Here is a 15722-nt window from a genome sequence, read left to right as displayed (position 1 = left end):
GTCGTTAATCCTGCTCGTTGAGCCGCAGTAGTTTTGAAACGACTGTGTTGCCAAATCCAGTTGAAGTAACTGGTAGTGCATTAATCCTGATGCTCTAAGATAACGTTAATCCTTCAACAGCGATCGCTCTCACTTATCTAAACAAGAAAAAGCGATCGCTTACCGTGGAGTCAGATGGTTAATCCTCCACCACCTGAATGATGGTTGATATTGACGCCATCTTGGTGACATCAATAGCTTGCCTGTCGCTACGTACCTCAATATCGCCGCGAGTACTGCGATCGGCCTCACCCAGCAGCGCATCTACTACGTAGAGGGCATCTTCTGCCCCTAGACCAATGGCTTCTCCCCGCACAGCACGCGAGGCATCGGCAATTTGTTAATGCCTCGCAGGACATCCCGCAGAGGTGTTGTACTGGCAATCGTCAGCAGTTCTACATAGCCTGAACCACTTAGGCAAAGATGGAACTCATTGCTGGGCGTTTCGCAGTAATTCCGATTCGGGTCTCGGATCTATCTTAGCTTAGGTGCAACGAGCGATCGCCCTGGCTCCAGCAATGAGGCTGATTCTGGAGCATCCCAATCAGTTGGATGCAAGACCGTAATAGCTCCTGTGCCACCAATGGCTAACACACCCACATGGATCTGCCGATCTTCTCGGTTGGTGACCGTGATACTGATTTCAGACCCAGATCGCAAGGCTTCGATGCTGCTATCCACCCGTTGAATCACCGTATCTAAACTTCGACTGCCGCGACTGCGGGTACTGCCTACCACCTGATTGCCCTGCACTGGTTGAACAACAACATCAAGGTTAAGGAACTGGAACAAGCGATTTACGATACGGTTGTATCTGTTTGCAGTCCGTCAGAGCAAGAGATGGGCTAGGAGACTAGATCCTTGAGTCCAGTTGTAGGTGTTGCTGAATCAGGGTATAAACCTCAACCTAGAAGCACTGAAACGTCCTGCAAACGTTTACGGAGTTATCCTACGGTTCAGCAACGCCAACTCGGATTGCAGGGAAAGTCAGGTGGGTTAGGACATTCAGACATGGGGGATTTTGAGCCCGCGTAGATGGGTTGAGTCTGTATAGCCGCGTCTAGTCGCCAGCTTCGCAGAGCTCTTTAAGTATTATGTTCTACGCTTGCCAAATATAGGTAACATCGGTCAAGCTAGATCTAAGTACAGGCGAATGTTATCCATCTGCTTCTTTCAAGATGGTGACTTGGGTTGTAAAATTTCGTCTTATATCCAATCCGGTTAAGGAACTTCAGGATATTTTCCAGCTCTAGCCCAACCTTGAAACACCGATTAGTCTCTATCTTTTCTCTTCGAGTAAGAAGTTGAGATAGGCTTTTCAGACTATCTATCAAACCTGTTTTTGCTGTTTGACCGAGATCAGCCTTTAGTCAAGCGATCGCGTTCAGGATGGTGAACCATGAGTCAAGATAATGAATCAGTAGATTCGCTAAAAGCCAGAATTGAAACACTGACTCAAGAAAACGAGTCTTTAAAGCAACAGCTCGCCATTGATGACCTAGCGAAAGAAAACGAGGACTTGCGCCGCAAAGTAGCCATTGAGGAGATGGTATGTGAGTCTAGAAGCCGACTTTTTAAGGGGGTGTTGGCTATTTTGGGAAGCGCAGGGCTAGCAACATTTGTAGGCGTATGGAGTTTATATAGCCAGCTAGAGGCAAGAGTAACCGGAGAAGATACGATCAATCGAATTCAAAGTCAGGTTACCAAGCAAGCCTATGAAACTATGGAACAACAAGTTCTAGATAATGTTTTTAAGGGCTTAGTGACTACTTTTCAGGATGACTCTGAATTTCGAGATGATTTGTTAGCAGCATTTTCTGAACAAGTTATCAAAGATCCTGCCTTTATGGCACAGGTGCGGGATGAGGCAACTCGGGTGACAGATACAATTGTTGTCAGTACTTTCGAGAATGTTGCCCAGCAAAATCCTAACTCATCTTTTGCCACGGCAACTGACCAAATTCTTAACCAACGCCGCTACTACGTTGTAACAGCATCTTCACCGGTGCCAGAGGATCTAAATGCACCTAAAGATATGGCTCTAGAGCGGCAGCTAACGGCTAGAATTTGCCCGCCCAAGGAGGGCAACCGGCGCTCAGTACTCTTGATTACCGATCAGAACGATCTAGCGTTATCCGTTGATGACGCTCGGCGATTGGAAGCGATCGCTCAAGGCATTGAAGCAACTGCATATATCTTACCCAGCGAACCGGAGACAGGCGTATTTTTCGATCCTGCTCAGTGCAGATAAGCATTACCTTACAGCAGATGGCGCAGGAAGAAGGCACTACTAGAGAGCACTTGCCAAGCTCCAATAAAAGCCAATACCATACCAACATACTGAATCCAACTGATCAATCTGTTCTTTGCTGCAGATCGGGGTGTGGGAGATTTTATCATCTGGTGTTTCTCAGCTTCTTGAGTTCGATCATTGGAATAGATCATGTGGCCGCGAACATAAGATCATGACGTATCTCCACCTATGGCAGTGACCATTCTGGTTAAAACATGCCGAATAAGTTTTCTGTCGTCCCCTAGACTGGGAGCAGGAGTTGAGCGATCGCTGCCGTCTTGAAAGATCTCAAGGGAGCAATCGCTCTGGGATATGCACCATCATCAGCCATGACAGATGGTTATATCAAGTCTCATCTTAAGGACGATATGTCCTGCGCTAGGGTGTGCAGCTTATCCAAGATATAATCTACACACCCTAGGTTTAGAGCGTTGGTCTTACCACTTCTTATAGGGCAAGAACTTACCATTCATGATGATCTTGACGCGATCGCCTTTGGGATCCTCTTCTTTTTCCACATCTAGGGTGAAGTCAATGGCGCTCATAATGCCGTCCCCAAATTTCTCATGCACCACATCTTTAATCGGCATTCCATAGACTTGCATAATTTCGTAGAGCCGATAGATCAGGGGATCGGTGGGGACAACTGGCCCTAAGCCTTTCAAGGGGCAGGCGGTTAATTCTGATGCTAATTCTGCACCTAGGCCCAGAGCCGCTAGTAGTTGGGTGGCTTCCTCCTCAGATGCGCTAGCCTGACGATAGATAACCGATGCAATCCAGACTTCATCACGCCCTAGCTTTTGCTCTAACTCTGCAAAGGTAACGCTAACAGCATCCTTAGCTGCAAGTAATTTCTTCGTAATTTCAGGCAGATTTACAGTAGCCATACAACATTTCCTTCCTGTTAGGTATAAACGATAGGTACAATCAACAGCATGCTGAATATCAATGAATTCATTAGGATCAAGCGATCGCTCTCCTACGAATCCGAGATTCTTCAACAGCTCGGGTTTCTTGAGACAGATGAAGTTCCATCTCTGCTTTGATGTCATGGTAGGCGGGTTGCTGATCGAGCGACTCGCGATGGCGGGGACGGGGAAACGGCACATCCAAAATTTTGGCAATCTTTGCCTCAGGCCCCCGCGTCATCATGACAATTTTGTCGGAAAGCAACAGGGCTTCCTCAATACTATGGGTAATCAGGATCACCGTTTTTCTCTGCTGTTCCCAGATACGTTCCACTTCATCTTGCAAAAATCCCCGCGTTAGAGCGTCCAGAGCTCCAAAGGGTTCATCCATCAGCAAAATTTGTGGATCGATGGCTAAGGCCCGGGCAATACCTACCCGTTGCTTCATGCCGCCGGATAGCTCATGGGGATGGCGGTCTTCTGCCCCTACTAGACCCACAAGTTCAATATAGTCGTGAGCGATCGCCTTTTGACGAGCAGCAGATAGTTTAGGATTGACCGTTTCAATGGCGAAACGGATATTATCCATTACCGTCATCCAAGGCATCAAGGCATAGTTTTGAAAGACAACGCCGCGATCGGGGCCCGGGCCGGTAATGGGAACACCGTCAATCAAAACGGCTCCCGTTGTTGGTTGAGATAAACCAGCAATGATGTTCAGCAAGGTAGACTTACCACAACCCGAGGGGCCAATAATCGATACAAACGTATTGGCTTCAATATCTAGATTGATATCTTCTAGGGCTGTGTAGTCTAACGTAGCCTTGCGCGTCATGCGGCTAAACCAGTCGCGCTTACCATGATAAATCTTGGAAACGCCTTGAATTGAGAGAGGAGCACTGGCAGACATGTCAGCAGGTTTAATAGAAGAAGCGTAGGAAGAGGTCATCATACTCGTTGTCCAAATGCAACCCAGGTTTGCAAGAAGCTAAAGAGGCGATCGAGTACTAACCCCACCCCACCGATCACCAGGATTGCGGTAATAATACTGGTGATCTTGAGATTATTCCATTCATTCCAGACGAAATAACCAATCCCAGAACCACCCACTAGAATTTCTGCCGCAACAATCACTAACCAGGCAATACCGATGCTAATTCGTAAACCTGAGACAATATAGGGAGCTGCTGCAGGCAAGATAACTTTTGTTAGCGTACGCCAGCGGGACGCTCCCAGCGTGCGAGTGACATCAAGGTATGATGTATCTACATGGCTGACCCCAAACTTAGTATTAATTAAGGTTGGCCAGATGCTGGTAATTGCAATCACAAAAAGAGCAGTGCTTTCTGAATTTTTGAGCAACCCTAGCCCCAAAGGTAGCCAAGCTAGGGGAGATACAGGTTTCAGAATTTGAACAAAGGGATCCACGGCCCGAGCAAAAACCTCAGATAAACCAATGAGGATGCCCAGAGGGATAGCGATCGCTGACCCAATAGCAAACCCGACCAAGACACGGCGCAGGCTGGTGAGCAGGAGCCAGCCAATACCTTTATCGTTGGGCCCGTAGTCAAAAAATGGCTTAGAGAGCCACCACCAGGTTTCCTTAATTGTCTCGCTAGCAGATGGCATCAGTTGGGAGAACAAGCCCATCTTTGCGCCTACTTCCCAAAAGAGTAGGAGAACACCTAGGATGAGTAGGAATAATAGAAAGGCCTGTTGATTGATACTAAGGGCGATCGCTTTTTTGGATCGCACGGCTGGTAATGCAGGATTGTTCATGGTGCCTCCTATTGGCCAAACTCTTCAATCTGGGTCGCCACATAAGATGCTGGATCACTGGGGTCAAAGGAATCAAACATCAGGGATTCAGAACGTTCCGCTTCACTGGGAGGTGTCTGTCCTAACTCTGTTTGCAACTCTGCTGCCAGGTCAGTTAAGAAGATATCTTGAGCAATTTGGTCATAGTCAATGCCATCAGCCGACATCAGATCCCAACGCACCATCTGAGACGAAATCCATTTGGCAAAGCTCTTCCAAGGATAGGGATCAAAGCCAATGCGGTCAGGAACATTGAGAGTATTCCCCAGCCCATCCTCAAATTCTCCCGTGAGCACGGCCTCAACAACAGGCAGCGGCTGGTTTAGATATTGGCGATCGATCAGAGCTGCTGCGATATCTTTACGATTAGCTGGATCGTCGGCATAGCCAGCAGCATCAATGATCGCCTTATTAACAGCCCGGAAGGTATTCGGATTTTCGTCAATCCAGGGTTGGCTGGCCGCAAAAGCACAGCAGGGATGACCGTCCCACAGATCCTTTGTGAGCATGTGAATATATCCGACGCCCTCAAATACAGCCCGTTGATTAAAGGGATCGGGCATAAGCATCGCATCTAGCTCATCAGCCGTCATTTTAGCAACGCTATCGGGCGGCGGCACGGGGAAGATCTGTACATCTGTATCAGGATTCAGTCCACCGGTCGCTAGATAGTAGCGGAGCAAGAGGTTATGCATAGAGAACGGGAATGGTACCCCAATGCGGAAGCCCTTGAAGTCTGCTGGGCCCCTCACCGTATCTCGATGTTTGATCGCTACAGTAATAGCCTGACCATTAATGTTTTCAATGCTGGCTAGCTTCACCGGAAATGTTGCTGACCCAAGACCGAGGGTCATAGCAATGGGCATGGGAGATAACATGTGATAGGCATCTAGCTCGCCAGCGATAGCTGAGTCACGAACAGCAGCCCAGTTCGGCATCTTCACCACCGATACGTTAAGCCCATACTTTTCATAAAAGCCAAGCGGCTCAGACATCACAATGGGCGTCGCGCAAGTGATGGGAATAAATCCAATCTGTAAGTCCGTCTTTTCGAGATTGCTGGGAGCCTCAGCTTCGGCTGCAGGATCTGCTCCTCCAGATTGGCTAGCATCTTGAGAGCAGCTTGCCATAGCAACCAATGCCCCAGCAACAGCTACCCGCTTTAGGAATTCACGACGGCTAAAATCACCATTGCGGATGGTATTGCCAAAAAACTCAACGGCATTAACGCCAAAAGCCGCCGCCATGGCTTGATCCAGGCCACCAGCCTCTTTAATCAAATCACGACAAAACTGTTCCCGTGCCGGATTGCCTCCGCTGATATTTTTCAGCAATAGCGCTTCTCGCATATCAACCTGGGTAAGAGTTTTGGCTAGATCAAGGGAGTCAGACGTATAGACCCCCATCTTCACCAGATCGCTTACCCAGTCGGCTGGATTATTTGGCATACTTTCCAAAAACTCCCAGTGATCCTGTGGCAAATGATTACCACCGCAATAGCACCGGGCGTCGATGGACTCAGACGCTCTTGTGGAAACTGTCATAGCAAAACTCACCTGACTCAATGCGTGGATTGGACTCGCATTCCTGTGCTGCAGTGCAGCTTAAAACTCATGGGGTTAACTTATCAAGCCTGATAGGAGAGAGCATTGAAACTTCTTTCGCAAACATAGGACTTTCTTTCGGTAACGGTAGCTATGATGCGACGGATCCCTGATTTCACAGTCTATACGTCACTATATGCTCACAAATAGACATAAAGGCTAGAAAATGAATTCAATGATACAGAAACCTAGGCAAATCTCTAGAAAGAGACTGGCTGTTTCAAGTCTTCATCTCATCCCTCTTTGAACACTCTCGGAAAAAAGAGGTCAAAATCTGATGTTCTCGTTAGATCTGCCAAAGTGACAAAAGAGGGATGAGCCACGGAGAAAAGAGATCAGCGAAACTGATCTCTGAGGTAGATCGCCTATGATGTGACTCAACCTATAGGTTGAGTCACCTAGCTAAGAAACCGCTGCTTGAGCCTGATCGGTTTTTCGCCAAGTTTGGGGAGATGTGTGGTGGACTTGACGGAACTGGCGCACAAAATAGCTAGCATCGGCATAGCCAACCTGTTCTGCAATAGAGTTTACGGTTTGGTTGGTGGTGGCTAGCAGATAGCGCGCTTGGGTCATGCGTCGCTCAATGATCCATCGTTTGACGGTTCGCCCGGTCTGAGTTTGCACCAGATTGGTGAGATAGGCTGGAGAATAGCCGACGGCTTGGGCAACATCGGTCAGCCGGATGGGTTGATTGTAATGGGCTTCAATGAAGCGAAAAACTGGATTGAGGGTGGGATGCTCAGGAAAAATAGAGTTTGCGCTTGTGGCCGGGTCATGGTCGTGAGGTTGAGCTTCTGCAGCATACCAACGTTTGAGCCTATCCTGGCGCTCTAGGCGCGTGGCGATCGCTGCCAGCAGTTGCTCCACGGTACAGGGCTTCGTCAAATAATCATCAGCTCCTAGCTCCATCCCTTGGCGTAGATCAGCCATCGTAACCTTGGCCGTGAGAAAAATAAAGGGAATAGCGGCTGTTTCGGGGGTTTGATGGAGGGTAGACAACACTTGATAGCCGTCCATATCGGGCATCATAATGTCGCAGACAATCAGGTCAGGGAGATGCTGCTGGGCTAGGTCAACTCCAGCGCTACCGCTTGCGGCCGTTAAGACAAAAAATCCTTCAAAGTGTAGACAACGCGAAAAAATATCGCGGGTTTGCACTTCATCTTCAATAACTAGGATTTTTTTCATGGCGATCGCTGTTGCATCGTTGCGGATTCATGTCTACTGCTTAGTCAACGTCAGAGTTGCTGAATCGCGATAGGACTTGCGGGAACGAACCGCGAGCGTCTTGCTCCCATTCCGATGTCATAGCTTCCTTCAGCAACGCTGTAAATGTCTCCTGATTAGATGTCCACCACTTGAATGTCTACGGACTAGATACCTGCTGAGCAATGGGCTAGCTAGTTTAGACTGCCTAAATTCCCCCGCGGGCCCATATATGCCTGAACAAGATGGCGGTCTTGCCTATTCCTTGATAGGATTTTTGGGGGTATGTTTGTGGTGTAAGAGGCTACCATATGGTCAGAACCTTGGCGTTATAACCATGCTGCCTTGGGGATCGATCAGCTTCAGTGCCAGTGACGCTTAAAACTCATAGCCTTGTCTCATCTAGCACTCGTTGGCGGTTCTATGCCCTCCTATTTTCGTTTGCCGCTGGATTTATCCGATCCCTTGCCCATGCCTTCAGCGCGATCGCTTAGCGATGCAACCGTACTATCCACCCCGATGGTGGGCACGCTTCTCTCAACGCTGGACATCCAGCGTCATAGGCTGCCCCAAGACAGTACGGATCAGACGCTGGACGTTTTCTTCCAAAACTATCCCCAAGCCTTGGGTGTGCTGCTCATTGATCCAGTCGCCTCTCCGGCAGCCATGCCAGTTGCCATGGTGTCTCGACGGCGGTGGACGCAATGGCGATCGCTTCGACCTGCTGATCATCAACCAAGCTCCCAACGCCTCATGGACTCTACAGAGCGTTGGCATCACGTTTGTGACTATGTGGCGATTGATGAACAGGCTGGATTGCAGGATGCGATCGACTGCCTCTTGGCGCAGGAATCTACAGAGGCGTCAGAGGAGCCAGTGGTCGTGCTGATGCCGGATGGTGCTGGTGTGTGCGATCGCCATCGTCTCTTTATTGCCTACACGCGCCTGACGCGATCGGAGCAAATTGCCCTAGCCGAACCGACAGTTAACCACCTGCGCCGGCAGCAAGAGCTGATCTTAAATGCCATTGGTGAGGGTGTTTATGGGGTTGACTTGCAAGGCCATGCAACCTTTGTGAATCCAGCTGCTGCCCAGATGATCGGTTGGCATCCTCAAGAGTTGCTGGGTCAATCCATGCACCAAGTGTTACACCATTCCCATCCCGATCACAGGTCTTATCGACGAGAAGACTGCCCCATCTACGCAGCATTTCAAGATGGCATTGTTCATCGTGTATCGGATGAAGTGTTCTGGCGTAAAGATGGCACCTGTTTTCCAGTGGAATACATTAGCACGCCGATACGAGATGAGCAGGGTCAGCTCGTTGGGGCAGTCGTTGTGTTTCGAGATATTACCCAGCGTAAATGGGCAGAAGCCTTACTGCACCGCACCAATGAAGAATTGGAGCACCGGGTACGCGATCGCACCACAGAACTACAGCAGGCCAATGAACAGCTTAAGGAGTTAAGTGAGCTGCGATCGCGGGTCGTGACCATGGTATGCCATGAGTTTCGTAATCCATTGAATAATATATTGCTATCGGTGTCATCGCTTGGGCGCTATGACCATCAACTGACGGTTGATCAGAAATCATCCTATCTATTAGGCATTCAAGATAATGTTGAACGCATGACCCAGATGATCGATGCCATTTTAATCATTGGTCGGGTAGAGGCCAAAGGCATGGAGGTTCAACCCCGTCAGTTTGATCTGATAGTGTTCTGTCAGGATGTGGTTTCAGAGTTGCTGTTGGCATCTGGGGGCGATCGCTCGCCGGTCATCCACGAAAACCGAGTTCAACTCACAAGCCGTCACAAACGATTAATCGTCACCTTAGATCAATGCATGGTGCATTCAATTTTGACCAATATTCTATCTAATGCCCTGCGTTACACGCCAGAATCCGCTCCAATTCAGTTTAAGATCGTTAAATATAACGATCAAGTTACGTTTCACATTGCTGATTCTGGCATCGGCATTCCTGCTGAAGATATACCCTATGTATTTGAACCCTTTCATCGAGGTCGTAATGTGAGCAATATTGCCGGAACAGGACTAGGCTTAAATATTGTGAAGCGTTTTGTCGATTTACAGGGTGGACATATTGACGTGTCAAGCCAGCTCGGAAAAGGTACTGTATTTCAAGTGGTTTTACCGCTACACTACGATCAATCTACTATCTAATAGCAATTTAATTTATCGCATGGTGCCAGCACTCCTGCGTTGAGGCATTGCTGAATTGATAGATAATTTGCCCTCATCCCCAACCCTTCTCCCCAAGGAGAAGGGAGCTAGAACTCCTGTTCCCTCTCCCTAGGGAGAGGGCTAGGGTGAGGGCGGATTTGGGACTTCATACTTGTATTCAGCAACGCAGGCGTTGACACTTGTCTTAGTCACTCCTGCGACCATTCTCCTACAACTACTAGGATCTGGTAGGATCTGGGCATAGAAGCAACCTTTGAAGCATTCCCGCGTTCAGCATAGGAATGATATAAAACAATGAACATAGCTAGGTACAGTATTTTCCATTGTCAGCTAGATATCAGCTAGATATCAGCCTATCCTTCAAAATGCTCCTCTTCGATCGCATCTGTTTCAGTGCCATCTTCAGGCTCATCCAGGTGATCTGACACATCGCGATAGAGGTTAAAAATATGATCGTCTTTAAGGCAGTAAAGTACATTACGTCCATGCTTACGATAGCTAACGAAGCGCATGGCTCGCAACACTCGCAGTTGATGAGACACGGCTGATTCAGTCATCTGAACCACTTCAGCTAAATCTCGTACCCGTAGCTCTTGGGCAGCCAAGGCTGACAAGATACGCCAGCGATTGGGATCTCCTAGCACAGCAAAAAATTCTGCCATGCGCTGGGCTTTGTCTATACTCAACACCTGCTGGCTGAGACTCTGAAATTTGCTGCCTGGCTCCACATTCACCGATCGTTCAACATCCATCTCTAACTGCTATCACTCCGTGATGTTGCTAGTCCGTTGGGATAGCCCTATGGCGATTGTCCCACATCGTCATCCTAACATCTGCAGAAATAGGCAGACTATTGCATGAATGTCTGTTCAGGTGTTAGCATTCGATACATGAACAGTTGTTCAGTTGTTAAGTCCACGTGAAGAGAGGCAAGTATGACGACCGTAACGCAAATGAAATGTGCTTGTGAATCGTGTTTATGTGTTGTGGATCTCAGCTCTGCGATTCAAAAAGATGGCAAACCTTACTGTAGCGAAGCTTGTGCCAATGGACATCCAAGTGGCTCTGGCTGTGGGCATACGGGCTGTGAGTGCCATCATTCGTAATGATGCTTTGGAGCGATCGCCTCTATCCACACAGGTTTGGAGCGATCGCTTCTATCACAATGATCAAAAAACACGATGATCAAAAAACTAGACTTTTTAGCCCACTAACGAAGGTGGGAACTGTAAGCGGGTGAGCAGCGCTAAGGTTTGCCGATAGGCCTGCATGTGTCCTTGATCGCAAAAACAGGTGGCTGCTTGGTGGAGGTCAGCGATCGCTTGATCGATGTCTCCTAGATGCTGATGGATAAGACCACGGTTTAATAAGGCTTCAGCATGATCAGGGTTGACCTCAACGACTTGGTCGAAGTCTTGGAGAGCTGCAACCCAATCCTGTTGCTGGTGATGGGCGCAGGCCCGGTTAAAGTAGGCTCGAACATTAAGGTCATCCAGGGCGATCGCTTGATTGAAGTTATCAATGGCGCTATCGTGATCATGTTGCGCCAGATGGACTAGGCCTCGATCATCGTAAAAGTCTGCCAGACTACGAGGGTCTAAATGAGCCCCTTGTTGAATAGCCTGCCCATAGTCGGCGATAGCTTGCTCATGATGGGCCAGGGCAAATTGGGCTAGCCCACGGTTGTAGTAGGCCCGATAGTCTGTGGTGTCGTAGGCCAAGACTTGGCTATAGTCAGCGATCGCTTGATCGTGATCACCTAACTTGTGAGCAGCAAGTCCGCGCGTTAGGTAAGCTTCTAAATCCCTAGGATTCAGAGCAATAGCCTGAGTACAGTCGGCGATCGCTTGCTCATAGTCCAGGATCTGCATGTAGGATAAGCATCGATTGCTATAGGCAGAAGCATGGTCAGAACGGTGGGCGATCGCTTGGGTAAAAGCCGTCACAGCCTGTTTATACTCACCATCACGGTAAAACTGCAACCCTGCTTGAAAGGCAGTCGGTGAGCGATCGGCATTCACCGACTCGGCCCATGAAGGAGCTACCCATAGCCCCACTATTAGATAAAAGCATAGTCCGACTGTTACGACGGATTTCCATCGATAAAGCATTAGTATACTCATGAAAATGAGGATAGAAACGTCTGAAGGATGCAAGAAGATGTTTGATTAGGAAACCTTCTCAGATCCTTCATTCAAAAGACCCTGCAGCCGTTGCTACCAACCCTTCTCTGCTTGGTCAAGCACATAGGCTGCCACATCTTCAATCTGCTCAGGCGTTAGCCGTCCTAGAAAAGATGGCATAGCTGCTTTACCTTGTTTCACTTGAGCTTGAATAGCTTCTAGGGATGCCATATTGTACTGTTCTAAATCGCTCTTTCTCAGAGTTTTAGAACCGTTGACTACATTGCCTCCGCCCATATGACAAGCAGCACAGTTGGCTCCAAAAACCTTTGACCCATTGGCAATATCGGCTGCTAGTGCAGAGGGAGTCCATGCAAACAGACCTAGGCATACTGTAACTAATAGACTAATTATGAATCGCTTCACCGGTTCTCCTCTCAATACTATGAATCACTACATGTGTTGCTGACAGGTATGCTGCCTTGGGCAACAAGATTGAGTACAACGCTACCCATCAGCTTTGTGCCGTTAGAACAACGTCGCCACGTTCTTAGCGGTTGCCCCCATTCAGCTACACCTGCTCTTCCACTGTTGTAGAAATCCGGATTTTCGTCAAAAGACAACAGGTCAAACATTACAGACTCCGTTACATAAGCAGAATGAGGGTCTGCTGGAAGCGTCGGGCAGGAGCGATCGCTGCGTTGTCCTAACAGATCAGACTGTTGTTCGGATCATGAGTATCGCAGTCCCAGAACTCTAGCGATCGCTCTCGGGAGACGAACAGCAACATGATTGCATATCGTTCCTATGCGGAAGCGCTGGCATCATACGTCCTAGTCTCAGCAAGCTCGGGCAAATGTTCAACCTGAGAATAGCTGAATGTGTTCTAGATGGCTTGACAAATCAAGTTTTTTTGATTTGATGGGTATCAGCATGAGTTGCCCCCTGTCTAGTGGAGTTCCTCTGCTCACTCGGGTCGTTCATCGAAGGATGTACAAGATGCAAGAACAGCGGAGGATGTATGGTAAAGGTTGCCATCAATGGCTTTGGACGCATCGGTCGTTTGGTTTTGCGGGCCGCTTGGCATTGGCCCGAACTAGACGTTGTCCATATTAACGAGGTGAAGGGCGGCACCGCTGCTGCTGCCCATTTGCTCACGTTTGACTCAGTCCATGGTCGCTGGACGCCGGAGGTTGAGGCGGTTGGAGACGAGGCGATCGCCATTGATGGCACAGCTTTGACGTTTAGTGACCACAGCACTCCGGGCGAGGTGCCCTGGGATGAGCTGGGGGTTGATATTGTTTTGGAATGTTCTGGCAAGTTTCGCACGCCGGAATTGTTGGAGCCCTATTTCAAACGCGGCGTCCAGAAGGTGATTGTGGCAGCTCCGGTGAAGCAGGGGGCGCTGAATGTTGTCTATGGCATCAACGATCATCTCTATGATCCCGATGAGCATCATCTACTCACGGCGGCCTCTTGTACCACCAACTGCCTAGCGCCGGTGGTTAAGGTGATCCATGAAGGGTTGGGGATTAAGCATGGGGTCATTACCACTATTCATGACAACACCAATACCCAAACGATTGTGGATGCGCCCCATAAGGATCTACGCCGGGCCCGGGCCACTAGCCTATCTCTAATTCCCACCACAACCGGATCGGCCACCGCTATTACCTTAATTTATCCAGAACTTCAGGGTAAGCTGAATGGCTTAGCCGTTCGCGTACCGCTGCTGAATGCTTCGTTAACCGATTGTGTGTTTGAGGTGGAGCGCCCTACCACGGTAGAGGAGGTCAATCAGCTCCTCAAAACTGCTGCTGAGGGCCATCTCAAGGGTATCTTGGGCTACGAAGAACGTCCATTAGTGTCCATTGACTACAAAGACGATCCCCGATCCTCCATCATTGACGCCCTTTCAACCATGGTAGTGGATGGCACCCAGGTGAAGATTCTGGCCTGGTATGACAACGAGTGGGGCTATTCCTGCCGCATGGCCGACCTAGCTCGCAAGGTGGCGATCGCTCTCGGTTAATCCCCATGCCTCATCATTTTATCTATAGACCACGTTACTCTATACTTTTCTAACCTCCATGACTCCCTCCACAACCGCTGAAACGATTGGAGTGCGCAATTATGCCCTCGTCACCGCTGCCTACTGGGGCTTCACCCTCACCGATGGAGCCCTGCGCATGTTGGTGTTGCTTTACTTCCATACCCTGGGTTACACGCCCTTGGAAGTGGCTATGCTATTTTTGTTCTACGAAATTTTTGGCATTGTCACCAATTTCCTTGGGGGATGGATTGGCTCCCAGTTTGGCGTGAAGCTGACGCTGTATGGCGGCATTGCCCTACAAATTATCGCGCTACTGCTAATGGTGCCTGTGGATGAATCGTGGGCGATCGCTGTAGCGGTTCCCTATGTGATGATGGCTCAGGCCTTTTCGGGAGTGGCAAAAGACTTGACCAAGATGAGTTCCAAAAGCGCCATTCGCCTAGTGATTCCCCAAAATGCCCAATCTTCTCTATTTAAATGGGTGGCGATCCTCACCGGCTCCAAAAACGCCCTGAAGGGCGTGGGCTTTTTTATCGGTAGCGTGCTGCTGGCAACCCTGGGCTACGTGAATGCCTTGTTGACCATGACAGGATTGCTGCTGATGATTATGATCTCTAGCCGCTGGCTGCCATCGGGCATGGGCAAGATTAAAGCTAAAATCAAATTTACCCAGCTTTTCTCCAAAAGCCGCGAAATCAATATTTTATCCGCCGCTCGATTTTTTCTGTTTGGAGCCCGAGACGTCTGGTTCGTGGTAGGTTTGCCCGTCTTTCTTTACGGTCAGCTTAACTGGTCCTTTCAGCAAGTTGGGGGCTTTTTGGCCATCTGGGTGATTGGCTATGGCATGATTCAATCCCTTGCGCCTACGCTCCTCAACCGATTTGGTTCCGGACATCCACCCCAAGCCAGTACAATCCGATTTTGGACAGGTTTTTTGATCGCTGTGCCAGCTTCCATTGCCATTGCCCTACAGATGGATCGCCCTGCCGGACAGACGATTATTCTAGGACTCATGTTCTTTGGTTTGGTGTTTGCCTTTAACTCCGCCGTGCATTCCTACCTCGTGCTAGCCTACACCGATGATGATAAGGTAGCGCTGAATGTAGGATTTTACTACATGGCGAATTCCGGTGGACGCTTGGCCGGAACCGTTCTATCCGGGCTCATTTTCCAGTTCTATGGATTAGTAGGTTGCCTTTGGGTTTCAGCGCTTTGTGTGCTGATTGCGGAAATTATTACCCTCAACCTGCCTAATCCTAAACCTCCAGGAGCGATCGCCTAGATGCACAGGAACTGAACGTGTAAAAATTAAAGCACCATAACGCAACATACTGTGTCATCATGGACAGAAGTATCTTCTTATCAAGTCCGATGCATCCCTGTACATTGGGTGCCCAGCCGTTCTGATCGTTGGGCTGCGCTCACAAGGCTGGAAGAGAGTGCGGTAGACATCCCATAGCGCTTGCTCCGGAT

General features: G+C 49.0%; 15 protein-coding genes. 5 read left to right on the top strand and 10 right to left on the bottom strand.

Annotation, left to right across the window (positions count from 1 at the left end; genetic code table 11):
• Positions 1-178: 178 nt before the first annotated feature.
• Together JUJ53_RS03885 and JUJ53_RS03880 are read right to left on the bottom strand one after the other, a co-directional pair.
• Entirely contained in the window at positions 179-355 is a 177-nt protein-coding gene (locus JUJ53_RS03885) for a hypothetical protein (protein WP_204150667.1), read from the bottom strand.
• Positions 356-513: 158 nt separating this feature from the next.
• The gene (locus JUJ53_RS03880) at positions 514-831 is read right to left on the bottom strand and encodes a hypothetical protein (protein WP_204150666.1); all 318 of its coding nucleotides are present in this window, start codon (positions 829-831) and stop codon (positions 514-516) included.
• A 607-nt stretch (positions 832-1438) separates the two neighbouring features.
• Here JUJ53_RS03880 and JUJ53_RS03875 point away from each other — a divergent pair.
• The gene (locus JUJ53_RS03875; protein ID WP_204150665.1) at positions 1439-2290 is read left to right on the top strand and encodes a hypothetical protein; all 852 of its coding nucleotides are present in this window, start codon (positions 1439-1441) and stop codon (positions 2288-2290) included.
• 479 nt (positions 2291-2769) lie between these two features.
• Here the strand turns inward: JUJ53_RS03875 and cynS are convergent, their stop codons facing one another.
• The 5 genes from cynS to JUJ53_RS03850 all read right to left on the bottom strand — a co-directional run bounded on the left by cynS (position 2770) and on the right by JUJ53_RS03850 (position 7850).
• Entirely contained in the window at positions 2770-3219 is a 450-nt protein-coding gene (gene cynS, locus JUJ53_RS03870; RefSeq protein WP_204150664.1) for a cyanase, read from the bottom strand.
• 76 nt (positions 3220-3295) lie between these two features.
• Positions 3296-4189 carry an ABC transporter ATP-binding protein gene (locus JUJ53_RS03865; RefSeq protein WP_204150709.1) on the bottom strand — a complete coding sequence of 298 codons (894 nt, stop codon included), beginning with the start codon at positions 4187-4189 and terminating at the stop codon, positions 3296-3298.
• Positions 4189-5019 carry a nitrate ABC transporter permease gene (gene ntrB, locus JUJ53_RS03860; RefSeq protein ID WP_204150663.1) on the bottom strand — a complete coding sequence of 277 codons (831 nt, stop codon included), beginning with the start codon at positions 5017-5019 and terminating at the stop codon, positions 4189-4191. Before ntrB ends, JUJ53_RS03865 begins: the two co-directional genes overlap by 1 nt.
• A gap of 8 nt (positions 5020-5027) precedes the next feature.
• Positions 5028-6602 (bottom strand): CmpA/NrtA family ABC transporter substrate-binding protein, encoded by a 1575-nt coding sequence (locus tag JUJ53_RS03855; RefSeq protein WP_204150662.1) that lies wholly within the window; start codon positions 6600-6602, stop codon positions 5028-5030.
• A 462-nt stretch (positions 6603-7064) separates the two neighbouring features.
• Positions 7065-7850 (bottom strand): response regulator, encoded by a 786-nt coding sequence (locus tag JUJ53_RS03850; protein WP_204150661.1) that lies wholly within the window; start codon positions 7848-7850, stop codon positions 7065-7067.
• 441 nt (positions 7851-8291) lie between these two features.
• Here JUJ53_RS03850 and JUJ53_RS03845 point away from each other — a divergent pair, with 441 nt between their 5' ends.
• Entirely contained in the window at positions 8292-10052 is a 1761-nt protein-coding gene (locus JUJ53_RS03845; protein WP_239124753.1) for an ATP-binding protein, read from the top strand.
• 374 nt (positions 10053-10426) lie between these two features.
• On the opposite strand, the gene JUJ53_RS03840 is transcribed toward JUJ53_RS03845, so the two are convergent.
• Positions 10427-10825, bottom strand: coding sequence for a metalloregulator ArsR/SmtB family transcription factor (locus tag JUJ53_RS03840; protein WP_204150660.1), 399 nt, complete (start codon positions 10823-10825; stop codon positions 10427-10429).
• A 183-nt stretch (positions 10826-11008) separates the two neighbouring features.
• On the opposite strand from JUJ53_RS03840, the gene JUJ53_RS03835 reads away from it, so the two are divergent.
• The gene (locus JUJ53_RS03835; RefSeq protein WP_204150659.1) at positions 11009-11179 is read left to right on the top strand and encodes a metallothionein; all 171 of its coding nucleotides are present in this window, start codon (positions 11009-11011) and stop codon (positions 11177-11179) included.
• A gap of 96 nt (positions 11180-11275) precedes the next feature.
• Here the strand turns inward: JUJ53_RS03835 and JUJ53_RS03830 are convergent, their stop codons facing one another.
• Positions 11276-12196 (bottom strand): tetratricopeptide repeat protein, encoded by a 921-nt coding sequence (locus JUJ53_RS03830; protein ID WP_204150658.1) that lies wholly within the window; start codon positions 12194-12196, stop codon positions 11276-11278.
• A 93-nt stretch (positions 12197-12289) separates the two neighbouring features.
• On the bottom strand, positions 12290-12622 hold the full coding sequence (locus tag JUJ53_RS03825) for a c-type cytochrome (RefSeq protein ID WP_204150657.1): 333 nt from the start codon (positions 12620-12622) through the stop codon (positions 12290-12292).
• A 595-nt stretch (positions 12623-13217) separates the two neighbouring features.
• Between JUJ53_RS03825 and JUJ53_RS03820 the strand changes: the two genes are divergently transcribed.
• Both JUJ53_RS03820 and arsJ read left to right on the top strand, forming a co-directional pair.
• Positions 13218-14228 carry an ArsJ-associated glyceraldehyde-3-phosphate dehydrogenase gene (locus JUJ53_RS03820; RefSeq protein WP_204150656.1) on the top strand — a complete coding sequence of 337 codons (1011 nt, stop codon included), beginning with the start codon at positions 13218-13220 and terminating at the stop codon, positions 14226-14228.
• Positions 14229-14286: 58 nt separating this feature from the next.
• A complete protein-coding gene (arsJ, locus tag JUJ53_RS03815; RefSeq protein ID WP_204150655.1) occupies positions 14287-15531 on the top strand; it encodes an organoarsenical effux MFS transporter ArsJ in 1245 nt (414 codons plus the stop codon).
• Positions 15532-15722 lie beyond the last annotated feature (191 nt).

Source organism: Leptolyngbya sp. CCY15150 (assembly GCF_016888135.1).
Lineage (GTDB): Bacteria > Cyanobacteriota > Cyanobacteriia > RECH01 > RECH01 > RECH01.
The sequence above is the reverse complement of the archived record's forward strand: the minus strand, read 5'-3'. Positions and strand labels throughout refer to the sequence as shown.

Bases quoted from the DNA above. Each gene is read 5' to 3' on its own strand.
- JUJ53_RS03855 (WP_204150662.1), bottom strand. From the start codon at position 6,602: ATGACAGTTTCCACAAGAGCGTCTGAGTCCATCGACGCCCGGTGCTAT.
- JUJ53_RS03865 (WP_204150709.1), bottom strand. From the start codon at position 4,189: ATGACCTCTTCCTACGCTTCTTCTATTAAACCTGCTGACATGTCTGCC.
- JUJ53_RS03835 (WP_204150659.1), top strand. From the start codon at position 11,009: ATGACGACCGTAACGCAAATGAAATGTGCTTGTGAATCGTGTTTATGT.
- JUJ53_RS03850 (WP_204150661.1), bottom strand. From the start codon at position 7,850: ATGAAAAAAATCCTAGTTATTGAAGATGAAGTGCAAACCCGCGATATT.
- JUJ53_RS03820 (WP_204150656.1), top strand. From the start codon at position 13,218: ATGGTAAAGGTTGCCATCAATGGCTTTGGACGCATCGGTCGTTTGGTT.
- cynS (WP_204150664.1), bottom strand. From the start codon at position 3,219: ATGGCTACTGTAAATCTGCCTGAAATTACGAAGAAATTACTTGCAGCT.
- JUJ53_RS03830 (WP_204150658.1), bottom strand. From the start codon at position 12,196: ATGAGTATACTAATGCTTTATCGATGGAAATCCGTCGTAACAGTCGGA.
- JUJ53_RS03840 (WP_204150660.1), bottom strand. From the start codon at position 10,825: ATGGATGTTGAACGATCGGTGAATGTGGAGCCAGGCAGCAAATTTCAG.
- JUJ53_RS03875 (WP_204150665.1), top strand. From the start codon at position 1,439: ATGAGTCAAGATAATGAATCAGTAGATTCGCTAAAAGCCAGAATTGAA.
- arsJ (WP_204150655.1), top strand. From the start codon at position 14,287: ATGACTCCCTCCACAACCGCTGAAACGATTGGAGTGCGCAATTATGCC.
- ntrB (WP_204150663.1), bottom strand. From the start codon at position 5,019: ATGAACAATCCTGCATTACCAGCCGTGCGATCCAAAAAAGCGATCGCC.
- JUJ53_RS03845 (WP_239124753.1), top strand. From the start codon at position 8,292: ATGCCCTCCTATTTTCGTTTGCCGCTGGATTTATCCGATCCCTTGCCC.